This window comes from Janthinobacterium sp. BJB304 (assembly GCF_002735765.1).
Classification (GTDB): domain Bacteria; phylum Pseudomonadota; class Gammaproteobacteria; order Burkholderiales; family Burkholderiaceae_D; genus Janthinobacterium.
Window position 1 is genome coordinate 56,553 of the sequence record NZ_PDZN01000031.1, and the last position, 21,440, is coordinate 77,992.

Annotated in this window: 2 protein-coding genes and 1 pseudogene; 2 read left to right on the forward strand and 1 reads right to left on the reverse strand. The window is 60.5% G+C overall.

Going from position 1 to position 21,440, the window contains the following annotated elements:
- The first annotated feature begins 35 nt into the window (after window positions 1-35).
- Together CSQ95_RS26825 and CSQ95_RS29440 are read left to right on the forward strand one after the other, a co-directional pair.
- Entirely contained in the window at window positions 36-20,549 is a 20,514-nt protein-coding gene (locus CSQ95_RS26825; RefSeq protein ID WP_099411695.1) for a hemagglutinin repeat-containing protein, read from the forward strand.
- A gap of 26 nt (window positions 20,550-20,575) precedes the next feature.
- Window positions 20,576-20,953, forward strand: a complete 378-nt coding sequence (locus tag CSQ95_RS29440) for a hypothetical protein (RefSeq protein ID WP_143450098.1) — start codon at window positions 20,576-20,578, stop codon at window positions 20,951-20,953.
- 140 nt (window positions 20,954-21,093) lie between these two features.
- On the opposite strand, the pseudogene CSQ95_RS29900 reads toward CSQ95_RS29440, so the two are convergent.
- A pseudogene (locus tag CSQ95_RS29900) lies at window positions 21,094-21,440 on the reverse strand (addiction module toxin RelE); the annotation flags it as partial.

Sequence of the window (21,440 nt, forward strand, 5' to 3'; positions counted from 1 at the left end):
TCTATTGCATTAATTGATTGTCATTAGGACATTTCATGAACAAGAACCTGTACCGCATCATCTTCAATAAACGCCGTGGCCAGCTGATGGTCGTCGCTGAAAACGCTTCCTCGCAAGGCAAGGCAGCCAAAGGGGAAGGCGGCCTGGACAGCGGCGTATTTGAGGGCGATGGCGGTGGGCTCAATGGCAGATTGCGGCCGCTGGCCTTGGCCATATTTGGCGCGCTGGGCATGGTGGCTTTTGTGTCCGGTCCGGCCATGGGGCAGATCGTGGCCGATCCGAACGCGCCGGGCCGCCAGCGTCCGACCGTGGTGCAAAGCGCCAATGGCGTGACGCAGGTGAATATCCAGACGCCGAGCGCGGCCGGCGTATCGCGCAATACCTACAGCCAGTTCGACGTGACGGCCAATGGCGCCATCCTTAACAACAGCCGCGGCAACGTGCAGACGCAGACGGGCGGCTGGGTACAAGGCAATCCGTGGCTGGCGGGCGGCAGCGCGCGCGTGATCCTCAACGAAGTCAATTCTGCCAACCCGAGCCAGCTGCGCGGCTATGTCGAGGTGGCGGGCCAACGGGCCGAGGTCGTCATCGCCAACCCGGCCGGCGTGGCCGTCGACGGCGGCGGTTTTATTAACGCCAGCCGGGTGGTGTTGACGACGGGCACGCCGATCCTCAATGGCGGCAACCTGGACGGCTATATGGTGCAGCGCGGGGTGGTCAGCATCAACGGGCGGGGCCTGGACACGTCGCTGAGCGACTACACGGCCATCCTGGCGCGCGCCGCGCAGATCAACGGCGGCATCTGGGCGCAGGAATTGAAAGTGGTGACGGGTAGCAACCAGATCGATGCGGCGCATGGCGTGGCGGGCGGGACTGCTGGCGTGGGGCCGGCCCCGGCGTATGCGCTGGACGTGGCGCAACTGGGCGGCATGTATGCGGGAAAAATCACCCTGATCGGCACGGAAGCGGGCCTGGGCGTGCGTAACGCGGGCGTGATGGCGGCCACGGCCGGCAACCTGGTGCTGCAATCGAATGGCTGGCTGAGCAACAGCGGCAACATCCAGTCGGCCGGCAACGGCAGCCAGACCAGCATTGCGGTGACGGGTGACGTGGCCAACAGCGGTACCGTGTATGCGGGCGGCGACAGCCAGGTGCAGGCGCAGGGCAATATTGCCAACAGCGGCGTGATCGGCGCGCAGAATAATGTCAGCGTGCATGCCACGGGCGCCACTGCGCGTGTCGATGCCACGGCCGGCTCGGTGCTGGCGGCCGGCCTGAATCTGGACAATACCTTGGCCGCCAGTGGCAAGCTGAACGTTTCTGCTGGCGATACCGTTGCCGTGCATGGCACGGCCGTGGCAGGCGGCGACAGCAGCCTGGCGGCACGCCAGCTGGATATTGCTGGGGCGCAAGTGTCGGGCGGAAACGTCAGCCTGGGCGCCAGTGCCGGCGATCTCGACGCCAGCCGGGCACAGGTCAGTGCGCGCGAACGCCTGCAGCTGGACGCGGCGCGGACCGTGCGCAGCGATGCGGCGCAGCTGACGGGCCAACAACTGGGCGTGCAGGCGCATGACCTGTCGAACGTGGGCGGCCAGATCATGCAACTGGGCGCCGGCGACCTGGCGATTCAATTACCGGGAAGCCTGGACAATACGCGCGGCGTCATCGCCACGAACAGCCAGGCCTTGCGCCTGCAAGCCGCCAGCCTGAGCAACCAGGACGGAACGATCCAGCATGCGGGCACGGGCGCGCTGGAAATCGGCGCGGCGCACATCAATTTGCAGCGCGGCAGCATCGTCAGCAATGGCGCCATGGCGCTGACGGGCGAGCACATCGACCACCGCGATGCGCGCACGGTGGCGGGGCAGCTCAGCATCGATGCCGCTACCCTGGACAACCGGGGCGGCAGCCTTGCGCAGAGCGGCCAGGGCGACACGCATGTGCAGGTGCGCGGCGGGCTGGACAACCGCGGCGGCGCGCTGGAAAGCAATGGCGCGCTGACTGTGCAGGCAAGCAATGTGCAAAACCAGAAAGGCCGTATCGTCTCGGGCACGGATGTGGCGCTGTCGACAGGCGCTCTGGACAACACCGAAGCGACCCTGGCGGCGGGCCGTACACTGCGCCTCGACAGTGGCGACGTGGACAATACGCGCGGCCAGATCCAGGCAGTGGCGGGCGATGCGGCCTTGACGGTGGCAAAGCTGAACAATACGGCCGGCAGCGTATTTGCTGGTGGCAACCTTGCCACGCAGGCCAGCGAAGTGCTCAACAGCGGCAACCTGTATGCGGCCGGCAGCCAGGCGCTGCAGGTGAGCGGCGCCGTCAGCAACAGCGGAGTCATCGCTGCGCAAGGCGACAACCGCATCGATGCCAGCCGCATCGACAGCACGGCTGGCAGCCTGCTGGGTGCAGGCATCCGCGCCGACGGCAGCCTGGTCGGCAACGGCCAGTTGCAACTGACGGCTGCGCAAGCGATCAGTGCGCATGGCCAAAACCTGGCTGCCGGCAAGACCAGCCTGCACGCTGCCACCATCGACCTGAGCGGCAGCCAGACGGGCGGTGCGGCCATCGAGTTGCATGCCGGTATTGGCAACATCGTCACCGATAACGCGCTGGTGACGACCTCCGGCTTGCTGTCCGTGACGGCGGCCGGCAGCAGCCAGGCTTTGTCCAACGTGCGCGGCACCCTGAGCGCGGGGCAGTTGGATATCCAAACGGGATCGCTCGATAACCGCAGCGGCACCTTGATTCAGACGGGCAATGGCGACACGACCTTGCAAGGCAGCACCCTGGACAACACGGGCGGCCGCATCGCCGTCAACAGCGCCAAGCTGGCGCTGCAGGCCGACAAGGTGCTTAACCGCGACGGCAGCATCGAACACGCGGGCACGGGCAGCTTGCACATTGAAGCAACGCGCTTCGATGACGAACGGGGCAAGGTGACGGGCAATGGTCTGGTTGATATCCAGGCGGACACGCTCGATCACCGCCATGCCGTCACGTCGGGGCAGCAAGTAACCGTGCAGGCCAGCCAGCTGGACAACAGCGATGGCACCCTGCAGCAGACGGGGGCAGGACAGATGCGCGTGGATGTGGCGCAGACCCTGAACAATACGCGTGGCAGCATCGCCGGCAATGGCGCTCTGCAAGTGCAGGCGGGCGTGCTGGACAACAGCAAGGGCCGCATTACGTCGGCTGCCTCGGCGGATATCGTCAGCAAAGGCGCGCTGAACAATGCGGACGGCGTGATTGCCGCCACGCAGGCGCTGCAGTTGACGGGTATCGGGTTTGATAACACGCGCGGCGTATTGCAGGCGGATAATTTACGTCTGGATGCGGCATCCTTGCTGAACCAGCAAGGGACAGTGAGCGCCGGCACAGACCTGACGGCCAAAGTGAGCGGAGACCTGAACAACGCCGGCCTGCTGTATGCGGGTCGCAACCAGCAACTGACGGTAGGCGGTGTGCTGAACAACACGGGATCGATTGCCTCCGTCAACAACACCCATATTACCGCCGGTAAAGTGACCAGCAGCGGCTTGCTGGGCGCCGGCGTGAAAGCGGACGGCAGCCTGGGCACGGCGGGCGATCTGACGATCAACGCCGATGGCGTGCTGCAAGCGAGCGGGCAGAACCTGGCGGCGGGCAGCGCCGTGCTGTCGGGAGAGGTTATTGATCTGTCGGGCAGCCAGACGGGGGCAAGCAACCTTGCCATCACCGCGCGCAGCGGCGACGTACTGACGAATAAAGCCGTCATCTCGGCCAGCAATCTGCTGGCGATTACCGCCAATGCGAACAACGCCCAGTCGCTGGTGAATAGCCAGGGCCAGCTGGTGGCAGGTCAGTTGCAGCTGAACGTGGCGAACCTGAACAATGTCAGCGGCGACATCGTGCAGACGGGCACAGGCGACACGGTCATTACCACTGGCAAGCTGGACAACACGGCCGGCCGCATCGCCGTCAACAGCAATAATCTTGCCTTGAACGCCACGGTGTTGACGAATGTCAATGGCAAACTGGAACACGCGGGGGCGGGTGTGCTGGCCATTAACGCGGGGCAGTTCAACAACCAGTTCGGCAAGATCACGGGCAATGGCAAGCTCGACATCACCGCCGCGACCCTGGATCACCGCAATGCGACCACCATCGCCAATCAGCTGACCATCAACGCCGGCACGCTGGATAACCGCGCCGGCAGCCTGGCACAAACGGGTAGCGGTTTGATGAGCGTCAATGCCGCCGGCTCGCTGGACAATACGGGCGGCAATATCGAAGGCAATGGCGATGCGCTGGTGAAAGCTGGCACGTTGTGGAACAACGCGGGCCGCCTCGTGGCGGCGCAGGATGCCGTGTTGAACGTGAGCAGCCTGGACAATACCGAAGGGATTGTGGCCGCAGGGCGCAACCTTGCATTGAATAGTGGCAACATCGACAATGCCAAAGGCCAGCTTCAAGCCGTGGCGGGCAATGCCACCTTGAACGCTGCGAACTTGAATAATGCTGCTGGCAGCGTGTTTGCCGGCGGTAATCTGACCACTACGCTCGATACCTTGAACAACACCGGCAGCCTGTATGCGGCCGGCAATCAATCCCTGACTGCAAAAGGCGCCATGACCAACACGGGCGTGATCGCGGCGCAGGGCAATGTCAGCCTCACGGCCAATAGCCTCGACAGCGGCGCGAGCAGCCTGATCGGCGCCGGCATGCAAGCCGATGGCAAGCTGGGCCCAACCGGCGACCTGACGATCAGCACCACGCAAGCGCTGAATGCACACGGCCAGGTGCTGGCGGCGGGCAATGCTAGCTTGACGGGCGCCACGCTCGATATCAGCGGCAGCCAGACCGGTGCCGCCAACGTCGGCCTGACGGCGACACAGGGCGATGTCAGCACCAACAAGGCGGTCGTCACGACGCCAGGCACATTAAACGTCACGAGCAACGCCACCTTGCACAACACGGACGGCACTTTGCAGGCAGGCCAGCTCGACCTGCACGTGGCAAACCTGGACAACGCCAAGGGGACGGTGTTGCAGACGGGTACTGGCGATACGAGTATCGTTACTGGCAATCTGGACAATACAGCGGGGCGCATCGCCGTCAACAGCAAGGACTTGAACATCGATGTCATCACCGTCAGCAATACCGAGGGCAAGATCGAGCATGCGGGAACAGGCATCTTGTCCGTGCAAGCAGGCGTGTTGGACAACAGCAAGGGCCGCATCACGTCCGCTGCGTCGGCAGAGATCGTCAGCAAGGGTGCGCTGAACAATACGGATGGCGTGATTGCTGCGACCACTGATTTGAAGGTCGGCGGTATCGCACTGGACAACACGCGTGGCGTATTGCAGGCGGACACCTTGCGTCTGGACGCGGCGACCTTGCTGAACCAGCAGGGGACGGTGAGCGCTGGCATGGACCTGACTGCGCGCATCAGCGGTGACCTGAACAACGCCGGCCTGCTGTATGCGGGCCGCAACCAGCAATTGACAGTCGGCGGTTTGCTGAACAACAGCGGCTCCATCGCCTCCGTTGGTAATACCACTATATCTGCTGGCAAGGTGACCAGCAGCGGCTTGCTGGGCGCCGGCGTCAAGGCGGACGGCAGCCTGGGCACGGCGGGTGACTTGACCATCAACGCCGATGGAGTCTTGCAAGCAAGCGGGCAGAACCTGGCCGCAGGCAGCGCCGTGCTGTCGGGCGAGGTTATTGATCTGTCGGGCAGCCAGACGGGCGCCGGCAATATCGGCATTACCGCGCGCAGCGGCGACATGCTGACGAACAAGGCGTTGATTTCCGCCAGCAACGTGCTGGCCATCACGGCCAATGCAAATAACGCCCAGTCGCTCGTGAATAGCCAGGGCCAGCTGGTGGGCGGTCAGCTGCAGTTGAATGTGGCCAACCTGAACAACGCCGGCGGCGACATCATGCAGACGGGCACCGGTGACACCGTCATCACCACGGGCAAGCTGGACAACACGGCAGGCCGCATCGCCGTCAACAGTAACAATCTTGCCTTGAACGCCACGATGTTGACGAATGTCAATGGCAAGCTGGAGCACGCAGGCGCCGGCATCCTGGCCATCAACGCGGGCCAGTTCAACAACCAGTTCGGCAAGATCACGGGCAATGGCAAGCTTGACATCACGGCTGCCGCATTGGATCACCGCAATGCGACGACGGTGGCGAATCAGCTGACCGTCAACGCCGGCACGCTGGACAATCGCAGCGGCAGCCTGGCGCAGACGGGCACGGGCTTGATGACGGTGAACGCCACGGGCCAGCTGGACAACACGGGTGGCAAGATCGAAGGCAATGGCGATGCGCTGGTGAAAGCGGATACGTTGCTGAACAACAAGGGCCGCATCGTGGCGGCGCAGGATGCCGCACTGAACGTCGGCAGCTTGGACAACACGGAGGGGATCGTGGCCGCAGGGCGCAATCTGGCATTGAATGGTGGCGACATCGACAATAGCAAAGGCCAGCTGCAAGTCGTGGCAGGCGATGCGACCTTGAACGTCGGCAAGCTGAACAATGCGGCAGGCAGTGTGTTTGCCGGTGGCAATCTGACCACTACGCTTGATACCCTGAACAACATGGGCAGCCTGTATGCGGCCGGCAATCAATCCCTGACTGCAAAAGGCGCCATTACCAACACGGGCGTCATCGCGGCGCAAGGCAATACCAGCCTGACAGCCAATAGCCTCGACAGCAGCGCAAGCAGCCTGATCGGCGCCGGCATGCAGGCCGATGGCAAGCTGGGCGCGGTTGGTGACTTGACGATCCATACCGCGCAAACGCTGGTCGCGCATGGCCAGAATCTGGCGGCGGGTAGCGCGAATCTGACCGGTGCCAGCGTCGATATCGCGGGCAGCCAGACCAGCGGCGCCGACATCGGCTTGACGGCAACAACGGGCGATGTCAGCACGAATAAAGCGGTTGTCACGACGCCAGGCACATTGAACGTCACGAGTAACGCGACCTTGCACAACACGGAAGGCACATTGCAGGCGGGCCAGCTGGATCTGCATGTGGGCAATCTGGACAATGCCAAGGGCACGGTGCTGCAGACGGGCACAGGCGGTACTGTCATTCAGACCGGCAGTCTCGACAACACGGCCGGCCGTATCGCCGTCAACAGCACAAACTTGAACATCGATGCCGTCAGCGTCACGAACAAGGACGGCAAGATCGAGCACGCGGGTGCGGGTACGTTGAATCTGCAGGCGGGCGGGCTGGACAACAGCAAGGGTCGCATCACCTCGGCCGCGTCGGCAGACATCATCAGCAAGGGCATACTGAACAATACCGATGGCGTAATTGCAGCGACTGTTGACTTGCATGTTGGCGGTATTACCCTGGATAACACCCGAGGCGTATTGCAAGCGGATACCTTGCGTCTGGATGCCACGACCATGCTGAACCAGCAGGGCACGCTCAGCGCCGGCACGGACCTGATGGCCAAAATCAGTGGTGACCTGAACAACACGGGGCTGCTGTACGCGGGCCGCAACCAGCAATTGACGGTCGGTGGCTTGCTTAACAACACGGGGTCGATAGCCTCCGTTAACAACACACATATTTCTGCTGGTAAAGTGACGAGCAGTGGCTTGCTGGGCGCTGGCGTGAAAGCCGATGGTAGCCTGGGTACGGCAGGCGATCTGACCATCAGCGCGGATGGCGTGCTGCAGGCGAGCGGGCAGAACCTGGCGGCGGGCAGCGCCGTGCTAATGGGTTCCAGCGTGGATATGTCGGGCAGCCAGACGGGCGCTGGCAATATCGGCATCACGGCGCGCAGCGGCGACGTACTGACGAACAAGGCGATAATTTCCGCCAGCAACGTGTTGGCCATTATGGCCAATGCAAATAACGTCCAGTCGCTCGTGAATAGCCAGGGCCAGCTGGTGGCAGGTCAGTTGCAGCTGAACGTGGCCAACCTGAACAACGCCAGCGGCGACATCGTGCAGACGGGCACCGATGACACCGTCATCACCACGGGCAAGCTGGACAACACGGCTGGCCGCATCGCCGTCAATAGCACTAACCTGGCCTTGAACGCGACGGTGTTGACGAATGTCAACGGCAAGCTGGAGCACGCAGGCGCCGGCATCCTGGCCATCAACGCGGGCCAGTTCAACAACCAGTTCGGCAAGATCATGGGCAATGGCAAGCTGGACATCACGGCAGTCGCCTTCGACCACCGCAATGCAACGACGGTGGCGAATCAGCTGACGGTCAACGCCGGCACGCTGGATAACCGCAGCGGCAGTCTGGCGCAGACGGGCACTGGCTTGATGACGGTGGCGGCTACCGGCCAGCTGGACAATACGGGCGGCAAGATCGAAGGTAACGGCGATGCGCTGGTGAAGGCAAACACTTTGCTGAACAGCACAGGCCGCATCGTGGCGGCGCAGGATGCCACATTGAACGTGGGCAGCCTGGACAACACGGAAGGCACGGTGGCGGCAGGGCGTCACCTGGCATTGAGCGGTGGCGACATCGACAATACCAAGGGTCAATTGCAAGCCGTGACCGGCAACGCCACCCTGAATGTGGCGAACTTGAACAATACCGCAGGCAACGTGTTTGCTGGCGCCAATCTGAACGCGACACTGGCTAGCCTGAACAACACAGGTAGCCTGTATGCGGCCGGCAATCAATCCCTGACCGCAACAGGTGCCGTCGTGAACACGGGCGTGATCGCGGCACAGGGCAACACCAACCTGACGGCGAAAACCCTCGACAGCAGCGCAAGCAGCCTGCTCGGCGCCGGCATGCAGGCTGATGGGAAGCTGGGGGCGGCCGGCGACCTGACGATCAGCACTACACAAACGCTGGCCGCGCATGGCCAGAACCTGGCGGCGGGCAAGGCGACCCTGACAGGAGCCAGCGTGGATCTGGCCGGTAGCCAGACCAGCGCGGCGAATATCGGCCTAACGGCAACACAAGGTGACGTCAGTACGAACAAGGCGGTCGTAACGACGCCAGGCGCGCTCAACATCACGACCAATGCCACCTTGCACAACACGGAAGGCACTTTGCAGGCAGGCCAGCTTGACCTGCACATGGGCAACCTGGACAACAGCAAAGGCACCGTGATACAGACGGGCACCGGCGATACCGTCATCCAGACGGGCAAGCTGGACAATAGCGCGGGACGCATCGCCGTCAATAGTAATAATTTGACCCTGGGCGCGGCCACCCTGACGAATACGGGCGGCAAGATCGAGCATGCGGGGGCCGGCACCCTGTCCATCACGGCGGCCACCTTGCAGGGTACCGGCGGCAGTATCATCGGCAATGGCGCCGTCGATCTCAAGGCGGGTCTGTTCGACCACGCCAACGCCACCACCACGGGGCGCACCCTGAGCGTGCAGGCAGACAGCCTGAGCAATCGGGGCGGCCATTTGCTGCAGACGGGCGCGGGCGGCATGACGGTTGCCGTCACGGGCCAGCTCGATAATACGAATGGGGAGATGGCCGGCAACGGCGTGTTGTCGGTACAGACCGGCAGCCTGGACAATACCAAGGGCAAGATCACCTCGGCAACGTCCGCCGACATCGCCAGCACTGGCGCGCTCGTCAATACCGATGGCGTGATCGCGGCGGCAACCGATCTGCACCTGGGCGGGGCCATCGACAATACGCGCGGCTTGCTGCAGGCAGGCACGGGCGCCTTGAGCCTAGATGCGGCCAGCCTGCGCAATGCGCAGGGCACGCTCAGCGCGGGTACGGATATCACGGCCAAGGTCGCCGGCGACGTGCTCAACGCTGGCGTGCTGTATGCGGGGCGCAACCAGAGCCTGGAGATCGGCGGCTTGCTCAGCAATACAGGCTCGCTGGCCGCGCTGGGCAATACGACGATCACGGCGGGCAGTCTGAGCGGCAACGGCCTGCTGGCAGCGGGCATGCGCGCCGATGGCAGCTTTGCCTCGGCTGGCGACCTGACGGTGAAAACGGCCGGCGCCTTGCAAGCTGGTGGCCAGAACATGGCGGCGGGCCAGTTGCAATTGACGGGCGCATCGGTCGACGTGACCGGCAGCCAGACCAGCGCGGCGAATATCGGCTTGACGGCCATGGCGGGCAATGTGACGACCAGCAAGGCCGTCGTGTCGACCAACGGCTTGCTCGCCATTACGGCCAATGCCGCCAATGGCCAGGCACTGGTGAACCAGGGCGGCAGCCTGAGCGCGGGACAACTGTCCCTGCGCGTGGCTAACCTGGACAACGCCAAAGGCACCGTGATCCAGACGGGCACGGGCGATACCGTCATCGAAACGGGCAAGCTGGACAATACGGGCGGGCGCATCGCTGTCAACAGCGCTAACCTGCGCCTGCAGGCGGGCGACCTGACGAATACCGATGGCAAGATCGAACACGCAGGCAAGGGTGTGCTGGACATCCGCGCCACGAATCTGTATGGCCAGCGCGGCCAGCTCACCGGCAATGGCGCGCTGCAGGTGGCAGCCAATTACATCGATCACCGCAATGCCAGCCTGCTGGCGCAGCAGGTGAACGTCACAGCCGGCATCCTCGACAATCGCCAGGGGCAGATCACGCAACTGGGCACGAGTGCGGCAACGGTGCTGGCCAGCACGCGCCTGGACAATAGCGGCGGCAAGATCGAAGCGAATGGCAACGTGCGCGTGGAAACGGGCGCCTTGCTGAACGACCATGGCCGTATTGCGTCTGCGCAAGATGTCAATGTGGCGGCGACGGGTAAGCTGGACAATACCAGCGGCGTGCTCATTGCCGGCCGCGATTTGACCGTGGCTGGCGGCAAGGTAGACAACACCCTGGGCCAGTTACAAGCGGCGGGCGGCAATGCGCAATTGACGATGGACGAGCTGCTCAATGAGCAGGGCAGCATCGTTGCCAGCGGCAATCTGACGACGACGGCGGGCAGCGTGCGCAACAGCGGCAGCCTGTTTGCCGGCACAGAACAGGTACTGACCGTGACGGGGGCGCTGGAGAATGCCGGCGTGATCCTGGCCCAGGGCAACAACACGATCAGTGCCAAGAGTATCGATAGCGGCGCGGGCAGCCTGATCGGCGCGGGCGTGAAAGCCGACGGCAGCCTGCAGACGAGCGGCAACCTGCAAGTCACGGCGCAGCAGGCGCTGGGCGCGCATGGGCAAGTGCTGGCGGCAGGCAATGCCGTCCTGCGCGGCGGCAGCGTCGACCTGGGCGGCAGCCGCAGCAGCGCCGGCAATATCAGCCTGACGGCCAGCGCAGGCGATGTCAGCACCAGCGGCGCCGTGGTCACCACGCCGGGCGTCCTGACGATCACGGCCGGCGCGAATAGCCAGACCTGGAACAACCAGCGCGGCGATATCAGCGCCGGCCAGCTGAATGTTGGCGTGGGCAACCTGAACAACCAGCAAGGCAGCATCGTGCTGACGGGTGCCGGCAATACGGCCATCGAACTGACGGCGCCAGCGGGCGTGCTGGACAACACGGGTGGACGCATCGCCGTCAACAGCGCCAACTTGACCCTGAAGGCAGCCACGCTGACGAATACGGATGGCAAGATCGAACACGCGGGCAGCGGTACCTTGAGCCTGCAAGCCACGCAGCTCAATGACTTGCGCGGCCAGATCACGGGCAATGGCGCTCTGGTCGTCACAGCTGGCGCCATCGACCACCGCAACGCCAGCACCATCGCGCAGCAACTGAGCGTGACGGGTAGCACTCTGGACAATGGTGGCGGCAACCTGACGCAGCTGGGTAAAGGTGATACCAACATTCAATTGACGACCAGCCTGGATAACCGTGGCGGTACGATCGCCAGCAATGGCAACACGACGATTGTCGCCCCGAGCCTGAACAACCAGGGGGGCAAGCTGCAGGCGGCTGGCACGGCCAATCTGACGGTGACGGCGAACAACGTGCTCGACAACCGCCATGGCGGCGCCATCGCTGGCGGCGGCAATGTGGTGCTGGGCGCGGGTAGCCTGCTGAACCAGGGCGGCAGCGCCACGGCGGGCGGACAGCTGACGGCAAATGTGGCGCAGGCATTGAACAATGCAGGCGGCTTGCTGGCCGCCACGGGCAATATCACCGTGAACGCAGCCAGCGTCGACAACAGCGCCGGCGGCAAGCTGGCCTCGGTACAGGGCCAGTTGCAAGTGATCTCCACGGGTGCGACCATCAACAATGGCGGCACCCTGCAAGCGGGTGGCGACATCATCCTGCGCAATGGCGGCCTGTGGAACGGGCAGGGCACCATTGCCGCCGCGAACGTCACGCTCGACACGCACGGCCAGGTCTTCAACAATACGCAGGGCACCTTGGCGGGCACAGGAACCGTCAACCTGCAGACGGGTATCCTGGATAACGATGGCGGCTTGCTGCAGTCGGGCGGCGCCATGACCATCGACACGCGCGGCAATGCTTTGCTCAACACCAATGCGGGCGCGTATGCCGTGCGCCATCCTGGCAGCGCGGGCGGCATCAGCAGTGGCGCAGGATTGACCCTGCAAACGGGCAGCTGGAACAATGCAGGCGGCTATCTGGGCGCGGCCGGCAACATCACGGGCAGCGTCGGCCAGCTGGACAATCGCGGCGGCCAGGTCGTCGGCAAATCGGCGCTGGACCTAGCCCTGAGCGGCTTGCAGAACCAGGGTGGGCAAATCCAGGTGCTGGGCAATATCGGCTTGAACGCGGGTGGCGGCAGTATCAACAACCAGCAAGGCTTGATCCGCTCCGGCGCGGCCGTCACCGTGAGCGGCGGCGCGATCGACAATGCCAGCACCATGGGCGCCAACCAGGGCATCGAAGGCGTGCATGTGACCCTGAACAGCGCCAACGTCAGCAATGTGCAGGGCGCGGTGCGCGCCGATGGCAACCTGGCGATCAACAGCGCAGGTATTATCAACAACACACTGGGCATGCTCAGCGCCGGCGGCGCGCTGGCGCTGCAGGACACCGGCCCCGGCCGTGGATTGGCCGTGACCAATACAGCTGGCACCATTATCGGCGGCTTGCGTACCGACATCCGCGCGGGCAGCTTGAGCGGCGACGGCAAGGTGCTGTCACAACAAGATATGGCGCTGGACCTGGCCGGCAACTTTACGCTGAACGCGGGCGCCGAGATCATGGCCAATGGCAATGCCGGTATCACTATCGGCGGATTGCTGACCAATGCTGGCAAGATCCAGGCGCGCAGCACCCTGACTCTGGGCGCCGCGAATTTTGAAAATACGCTCACGGGCGACATCAACGCGGGTACGACGCGCGTCAACGTCGGCGGAGTATTGAACAACCGTGGCGTGATCGACGGCATCAACACGGAACTGAACGTGGGGACGCTGAACAACATGGGCACGGGCCGCATCTATGGCGACCATCTGAGTATCGGTGGCGGCACCGTCAACAACGACGTGGAAGGCGGCGTGGCGGCCACCATCGCGGCGCGCGAGCGGCTCGATATCGGCGTCACGACACTCAATAACCGCGAACACGGCCTGATCTTCAGCGGCGGCGATATGGCCATCGGCGGTTATCTGGATGGCAACCGCATCGCCACGGGCTGGGCTAGGGCGGTGACGAATGCCAGCGCGACGATCGAGGCGCTGGGGAGCTTGAACCTGGGCGCGAGTCAGGTGAATGTGCTCAATAACCATCTGGTTTTTGAGGAGGGTCGGATGACGACGGAGAAAATATCTGAGTATCAGGCAGAAGGATCGAGCAATAAATATTTGGAAGGTACTTCAGGACTATTGGTCATAGTAGAGGGAAGTTATCCTACAGATTTATATTATCTAAAAACTCCTGAAACCAGCGGAACTACCACTTTTACGCATCGGCAGGTAGTTCGTACGAGCTATGAGAGCGTTGTCGTTAGTTCCGATCCAGGACGAATTATTGCGAATAACAATATAAGAATTAGCTCAAGCGCAATTGTGAACGATAACAGTCACATTATTGCAGGTGGTACACTGGATATGGATCGAGCAGTTCTGAAAAATATCACTGTTCGAGGAGAGCGAACTGTCCGTGACGTTGGAACTGTTACCCATTTCCGACAGGCATATTTTGAAGGCTCAGATAAAAAGCGTATTCAACGGGAATTGGTTGAAAAAATTGATGCTACTGAACAGCTCCCATCTGTATCAGTAGGTACGTCGCGCAATGAAGGAAATGCCAATACCGGTGGCCAGGGCACAAAACCAGGCAGTGCTGTCAAAAACGGCGTTGGCGGTGCGGCGGAACGTATAGCCGGTGCGGAAGCGCATGTGCGTACTTCGGCTTTCTCTGCGGAAGCGACAGAAATCCAGAAAGCCGATGTCAGCGGTCAAGGAACTAGTCGTGTCGATGGCGGCAGTGTTGTCCAGAAGACTGACCGCGCTGGCAATCCCACCACCGATGCGGCTGTTGGCGTTACGCCAGACAGCAAGCTTGATGGCGCGACTGGCTTTGCAGCGGACAAAGCGTCGGCGTTGAACCATGTATCGGCAGGCGCGGCAGGTAGCGTTGCCGCACAAGGCGCAGCCGCAGTGTCGGGTGCTCACGGTGCGACGGGCAGCACGCGCACGGGTGATGCGGCTCACACTGTTGCCGTTGACACGGTGTTTGGCGCTCACGTTGATGCGGCCAGGGGCACTGGCCAGCCTGGCGCAGCCGTTGATGCGGTCTTGTTATCTCGCTCGTCTGCGGGTTCGGTCACGGTCGTGTCAGGCGGCAATGGACCCGGCGGCGCCGCTCATGGTGGCGTCCTTGGCCAGGCTGGAGCTGTGGGCACGGTGAATTCTGCTCAGTTGAGTGGTATTGCCGGCAGCCACGCCAACTCGCACACGGGACTCGTTCCCGTCGCCGGGGCTGGCATTGCGGCAGCTCAAGTGCAGGGCCAGGGCGGGCCGGGCGGTATTGCCGATGCCGGCACGCTTGGCCGGGCAGGCGAGATTGCAACGCTGGCGTCGACTGCACTGGCCGGTGTCAATGGCGCGCAAGCAAGCGCCGCAACCGGATTGAACCCGCTGAAAGACATGGCTATCGCAGCCTCGACAGGCAGCGCGGCACACGCAGGTGCTGTCGGTGGCGCGGGGCAGGTGCGCATGAATGGCATTACCCAGGTGAAACTGGGCAATCCTTCCACGCGTGCGCAAGTGGTGCGGACCACTGGTTCATCGCTCCAGATTCCGAATGCCAGCCTGTATAAAGTGAGCTCCGCGCCATCGTCCCGCTATCTGGTGGAAACCGATCCCCGCTTTGCCAGCTATCGCGAATGGACGGGTTCCGACTATCTGCTCAACCAGGTAAAAAGCGATCCATCCGTGACGCAAAAGCGCCTCGGCGACGGCTTCTACGAGCAGCGCCTGGTGCGCGAACAAGTCGCCGAGCTGACCGGGCAGCGTTTCGTGGGTGATTACAGCAACGACGAACAGCAGTACAAGGCCTTGATGGACCAGGGCATTGCCTTTGCCAAGCAATGGGATCTTCGTCCAGGTATTGCGCTGACAGCGGAGCAAATGGCGGGGCTGACCAGCGATATTGTCTGGCTCGTTGAGCAGGACGTCGTGCTGGCCGACGGCAGCACGCAAAAAGTGCTGGCGCCGCAAGTGTATGTGCGCGTGCGTGAGGGCGATATCGATGGCCAAGGCGGATTATTGGCAGGCAAGGAGGTCAATCTGAATCTCGAAGGCGATTTGACCAATAGCGGTACGATTGCCGGACGCACGATCGTCAAGCTGAATGCGGAAAATATCGACAACCTGGGCGGGCGCATTACTGGCGATGCCATTTCCGCCCATGCCAGGAAGGACCTGAATAACATCAGCGGTACCATTTCCGCCAATAGCGAGCTGCAAATCAGTGCCGGCAGGGATATCAACGTGAAGACGTCCACGCTGGTATCCAGCAGCAATGATGGTAAAAACAGCTTCAGTCGCACCAGCCTGGATAACCTTGCAGGCCTCTATGTCACTGGCAATGGATCGGCTGGCAGCGGCAATTTGCTGTTATCTGCCGGGCGCGACGTGACTATCGCGGGCGCTTCCGTCGTGAATACGGATGCCGGTGGCGGCATTGGCATCGCAGCCGGCCGTGATATTGCCGTCACGACGGTGAGCAGCGGTAGTGAGTTCACGTTGGCGGGTCCTGGGCAGCGGCATATGACCGACACGTCCAGCAAAGAAACCGCCAGTACTATTTCATCTGCCGGCGATATTCGCCTGAGTGCTGGTGACGATATCCAGCTGAAAGCGGCAAATGTCCAGGCAGCGGAAACGTTGCAGCTATCTGCGGAACGCAATATCGACATTTCTACGGCACGGGATACAGAAACGCGTCAAAGCTGGTATGGCAGCAGCTCGACCAAGAGTGCTACCCAAGGCAGCGAGCTGGGTGGCAAGCAGGTTGTCATGCTGGCCGGTAATGATATCAATAATGCTGGCGGCCAGGTGATCGCGACAGACAAGCTTATCGCAAGCGCCGGACGAGACATCAACATCGTCACGACCACTGTCAGCAATGCCAGCAAGAAAGGGATGGGCAATAGCGAAACCAGTACCGTCGTCGACAAGGTGGCGGGCCTGTATGTGACTGGCACGGGTGAAGGCAATACGCTGATCGCCCAGGCTGGGCGTGATTTGACGCTGACCGGTGGCGTCATCGCCAATGCCGGCGTGAATGGCCAGACTAGCTTGGTCGCAGGCAATAACCTGACTCTCAATACCGTCACCGTCGCCTCGACCCACGACGAAGTGCGCAACGCGGACAATTACCGCAAAGAAAGCAAGACTGGCGAAGTGGGCAGCCAGATCATGGGCGCCGGCAATGTCAATTTGCAGGCTGGCCATGATCTGCTGGCGCGCGCAGCGGATGTGCAAGCGGGCGGGGCGCTGGGATTGTTGGCGGGTAATGACATCGGCTTGGTTAATGGCTTCCAGAACGAAGTGACCGATGTCGCCAGCAAATCGACGAAGAAGGGCTTCTGGAACAAGACCACCACCATCAAGCATGACGTGGTCGATACCACCACGGCGATCGGCACCTCGCTTGGCGGCAGCAGCGTGACGGTGCAGGCGGGACGCGATCTGCAGGTGACGGGTTCGAGCATCTTGAGTGACGATGCGACGAAATTATTCGCGGGTAATAACATCACGATCGACGCGGCCACCAATACCGTGTACGAGCTGCATCATTCCAGCACCAAGAAAAGCGGCTTCATGAGCAGCGGCGGCATCGGCTTCAGCTATGGCACCAAGACCACGACCGTGGACCAGGAGCGGGACGCCACCTTGCAAAGCGGCGAGGCGCGCAGCTCGATCGGCGCCACGGGAGGTGCGGTGACGATGGTTGCCGGCAATAACGTGGCGATAGGCGGCAGCGATATTCTTGCCGCCACCGATCTCGACATCATCGGCAAGAGCGTTACCATCAAGCCGGGGCAGGATAATGAGAAGGGCAAGTTCGAAGTCAAGACGACGCAGGATGGCTTGACCCTGGCCCTGGGCGGCAGCGTGATCAGCGCCATCCAGACGCTGCAAACCATGAGTTCCGCGGCCAGCACGGCCAAGGATGGCCGTGTCACGGCCATGGCGGCGGCGACCACGGCGATGGCGGCGAATGGTGCGGCCAAGGACATGATGAAGGAAGGCGGGCCAAGTATCAGCATCAGCCTGACGGCGGGCCATTCGGAGAGTATACAGACGCAAACGACGGCCAGCACCACGCATAGCGGCAGCGTGTTGACGGGCAATAATATCAACATCACGGCCATGGGCGGCGGCAAGGATAGCAACATCAACATCCTGGGCAGCGACCTGAACGCGAAGAATGATATCCGCCTGCATGCCGATAACAATGTCAACCTGCTGGCGGCGCAGGATACGGAAAGCCAGCACAGCAAGAGCTCAAGCATGAGTGCATCGGTGGGCGTGCAAGCCATCGTCAGCACCAAGGGCACCTCGTTCGGCTTCACGGCCAGCGTCAGCGGCAGCAAGGGGCATGAGGACGGCGATGGCACGACGCAGCTCAATACGCATGTGAATGCGGGCGACAAGCTGATCGTCACAAGCGGCGGCGACACCAACATCAAGGGCGCCGTGGCCAGCGCCAACCAGGTGATTGCCGACATCAAGGGCAACCTGAACCTGGAAAGCCTGCAGGACACGGCCAAGTTCGACAGCAAGAGCCAGAGCATCTCCGCCAGCGGTACCGTCGGCTTTGGCGCCAGCGTCAGCGGCAGTTATAGCCAGAGCAATATGCACAACGACTACGCCAGCGTGCAGGAGCAAAGCGGCATCAAGGCTGGGGACGGCGGCTTCCAGATCAAGGTGGGCGGCAATACGGACTTGAAGGGCGCCGTCATCAGCGCCACGGAGGCGGGCAAGCTGAATAGCAGTTTGACCACCGCGACCCTGACGCATAGCGACATTGCCAACCATGCGATATCGAAGGGCAGCAGTGTGGGTGTGTCGGGCGGTTTTTCGGTAGCGGGCAAGGAGACCGAAGAGAATAAGAATTTGACCAATGTTGGCGGTAAAGGCGGCACCACCGCAGGCCTGCCTGCCATTGTCGCGCTCAGCGAGAACGCTAGTAGTACTACGCGTAGCGGCATCAGTGGCGGCACTCTGGTCATCACCGATGATGCGGCTCAGCGTGCAGCGACGGGCAAGGGAGCGGATGAAGCTATCTCCGATCTGAACCGCGATGTAACGACTGGAGTGGATTCCAGCGGTAAGATTGGCAATAATTTTGACAAGGCAGCGCTGCAGGCGACGATGGATGTGACGGCGGCGTTTGCGGCAGCTGCTGCAGAGAAGCTGGGGACCTATGCTTCCGATAAGCTGAAAGAAGCGACTGCATTGGCAGATGAAGCATATAAGCTTCGAGAAACCGATCCTAAAAGAAGCGCAGAGTTAACGCGTCAAAGTGTTGAGTTAACAGAGAATTGGAAAGAGGGGGGGCTAGCGCGGGTCGCGTTGCACACGGCAATTGGCGGGCTTGCAGGCGGAACCAATGGTGCTTTGGGCGCAGGCGCGGCGGCGTTGTCGACGGATGCCATCGCCCAGCACCTGAAGCAACTTGATATGCCTGAAACGCTGCGTGATGCGTTGACGCTGGCTGCGGGCGCTGCGGTGGGCGCCGCCGCTGGTGGGGCGACGGGAGCGGCTGCTGCGGCAAATGAGGTGGCGAATAATTATCTGAAGCATGAGGAAATTCTTGAGCTTGGCCAGCAGGAAGCTGCGTGCGATGGTGGTAAAGGTAATGCGGATGCCTGTGAGAAGGCAAATAAATTGAGATTGACCAGTGCAGATCGCGATGCGGAATTGGCGGCATGTACAGGAAATAGTGGCGCAAAGTGTGAGGAGCTTCGGAGTTTAGTTCTTGGCTCGGTAATGGGGATAGTTCAACAACGGGATGGGCATAGTGATGAAAATTACACCGTAGAAAGTAATAAAACATTTGACATTGCGATTTCGAGTGGAAGTACAGATGGGGTGGATCCTAGGAGTATTTCTTACGATTCGTCAACTGAAGGTGTTCGAATATTTACCCGTAACGATGAAAATAACAATGCCGATCAGCGTAGCCCCGATGTCTATCCTCCAACTCGTTCATTGATTGGCGATGTATATCGTTTCTCAATGCGAGAAACACTTGACTCAAGCAATTCATGGGATGTGCGGGCAGGATATGGCACGACGGCGTTGATTTCCGCCATTCCCGGTATGTATAACGATATGTCTTCAGGATTTTTAAATTCACCAAATGATTTGATTGGTGGGTCAGATTATATGGTCGATGGGTTTAAGGAAAGCAATTGGAATCTTTTTTCCACTGGACTCATGCGTACTGGTATAGGGGCTTTGAATCTTGCTGGTGGAATATTTTTAATTAAAGGCAGCGTTACGGCGAATATAAACGCACAGCAGTCTGCTGCATATAATACTTACGTCAGGTCAACGTACTCGGCTAATTCGACCATCGAAAATCAGACTCTATTGAATAAGAGGCCAATGGTTTTAGTTGGAGATGAGCCTTACTCTGGGTTGCGTGGAATATCAGATGGAGGAATGGCACATCCTGTAACATCGCAACGTGAAACGATTCGAGTTAATGTTGAAACTAGCAGCGCAGGAAATGCATCCAGTAATTTTGGAGCCTTCATTGAACGGGAAGCTTTGACAAAAGAAGCTTTGGCCGGAAATCAATCTCCTTGGCCGCTGGGCTATCAAAAAAATCTAAATCTGCGACCAATGGTGGTAGGTGAGAGGTTTAATATGGTAATTGACGCAGATCAAGCGCAGGGATTGAGACCGCCAGGTGGATACGGTACGTTCGAGGATATCCCTAATAAATCGTTTGCGCGTAATCAACTTGCTATAACAGAACAGTTTAAGCCAGATATTTCTTTTAAGCAGCGTTATGAGGTTACAAATCAATTTAATTCATTTGAAGGGCCGATAGGTCCTCAGATTGATCAAACGACTGGTCGTCTTCTCCCCGGTGACAAAAGTATATTGCAGCTTGAATTGGATATAAAGTGGAATGTAAGGACGAATTACTTGAAGCCCATTGGCCAACCTGTGCCATTGCCGGATTGATAGAGTTATAATTTAAAGGGTGTGATATGTTAAAAATAAATTGGTCGGTTTGGGATAATAATTCCACTGTTTCATGGGATTTCAATGCTAATAGTATTAGAGTTGAAATGAAAATGCCTCCGCTTGGGGTTGCCAACTTGAAGAGTAAAAGCTTGATCGCAATTGTTGGTAGGTTTGATGAGTTTGGCTCATCAAATCTTCTTTTGTATTCATATGAAGGTATTCTTCAACGGGTATTTAAAGCGCCACCTCTTGGGGAGTGTTCGCAATTCACTTCAGTATCGGAAAGTAATGGAATTGTAAGTGTGGGTATTGGTTTTGAGACTGATTCTGAATGGGGGGAAAAATCTGCTCAGTTCAATGTCATTGATGGAACATTAACTAATTATCATAGAAGCTATTGATTGGCCGAGCGCGTGGGGCGGGGTCACGTGGGGCGGTGGGGCGGGGTCAGGTCCGGCATTCGTACACGAGCTCAACCTTTGCCGTCTCGATCTGCAGCAAGTTGCGCTTTATTAATTGCCGATACGGCCCGACTGACTGTCTAGCTCGAGACGTGAAAAGCGGCGGCGATGTGGGACATGGTAAAAGCGGTAGACAGATACGCGCGTGCCATTGCCATGTCTCTGTCGCTATAGCGGGCCTGATATTGCGCGAGTGACAGTGTGACTGCGCGGCGTTGCTGCCTTGGCGCATCTTTGAATGCATTGGACCGCTGCGATTTCTGATGTGCCGAAACAAAGGCGTCATCGCCCAGTAGCATTTGGTGGCAAGTGTGGGCGAGCGGACTAGTTTCACCCATACCGGCCGCGACAAACCGAGAATAGTTGGCGACCGCCTCGTCGCGCGTGGCGCCAAACTGGCTCAAGAGCCAGTCACGCGACAACCAGC

Excerpts from the sequence above, each read along its gene's own strand:
- CSQ95_RS26825 (WP_099411695.1), top strand. The coding sequence starts at position 36 with ATGAACAAGAACCTGTACCGCATCATCTTCAATAAACGCCGTGGCCAG.
- CSQ95_RS29440 (WP_143450098.1), top strand. The coding sequence starts at position 20,576 with ATGTTAAAAATAAATTGGTCGGTTTGGGATAATAATTCCACTGTTTCA.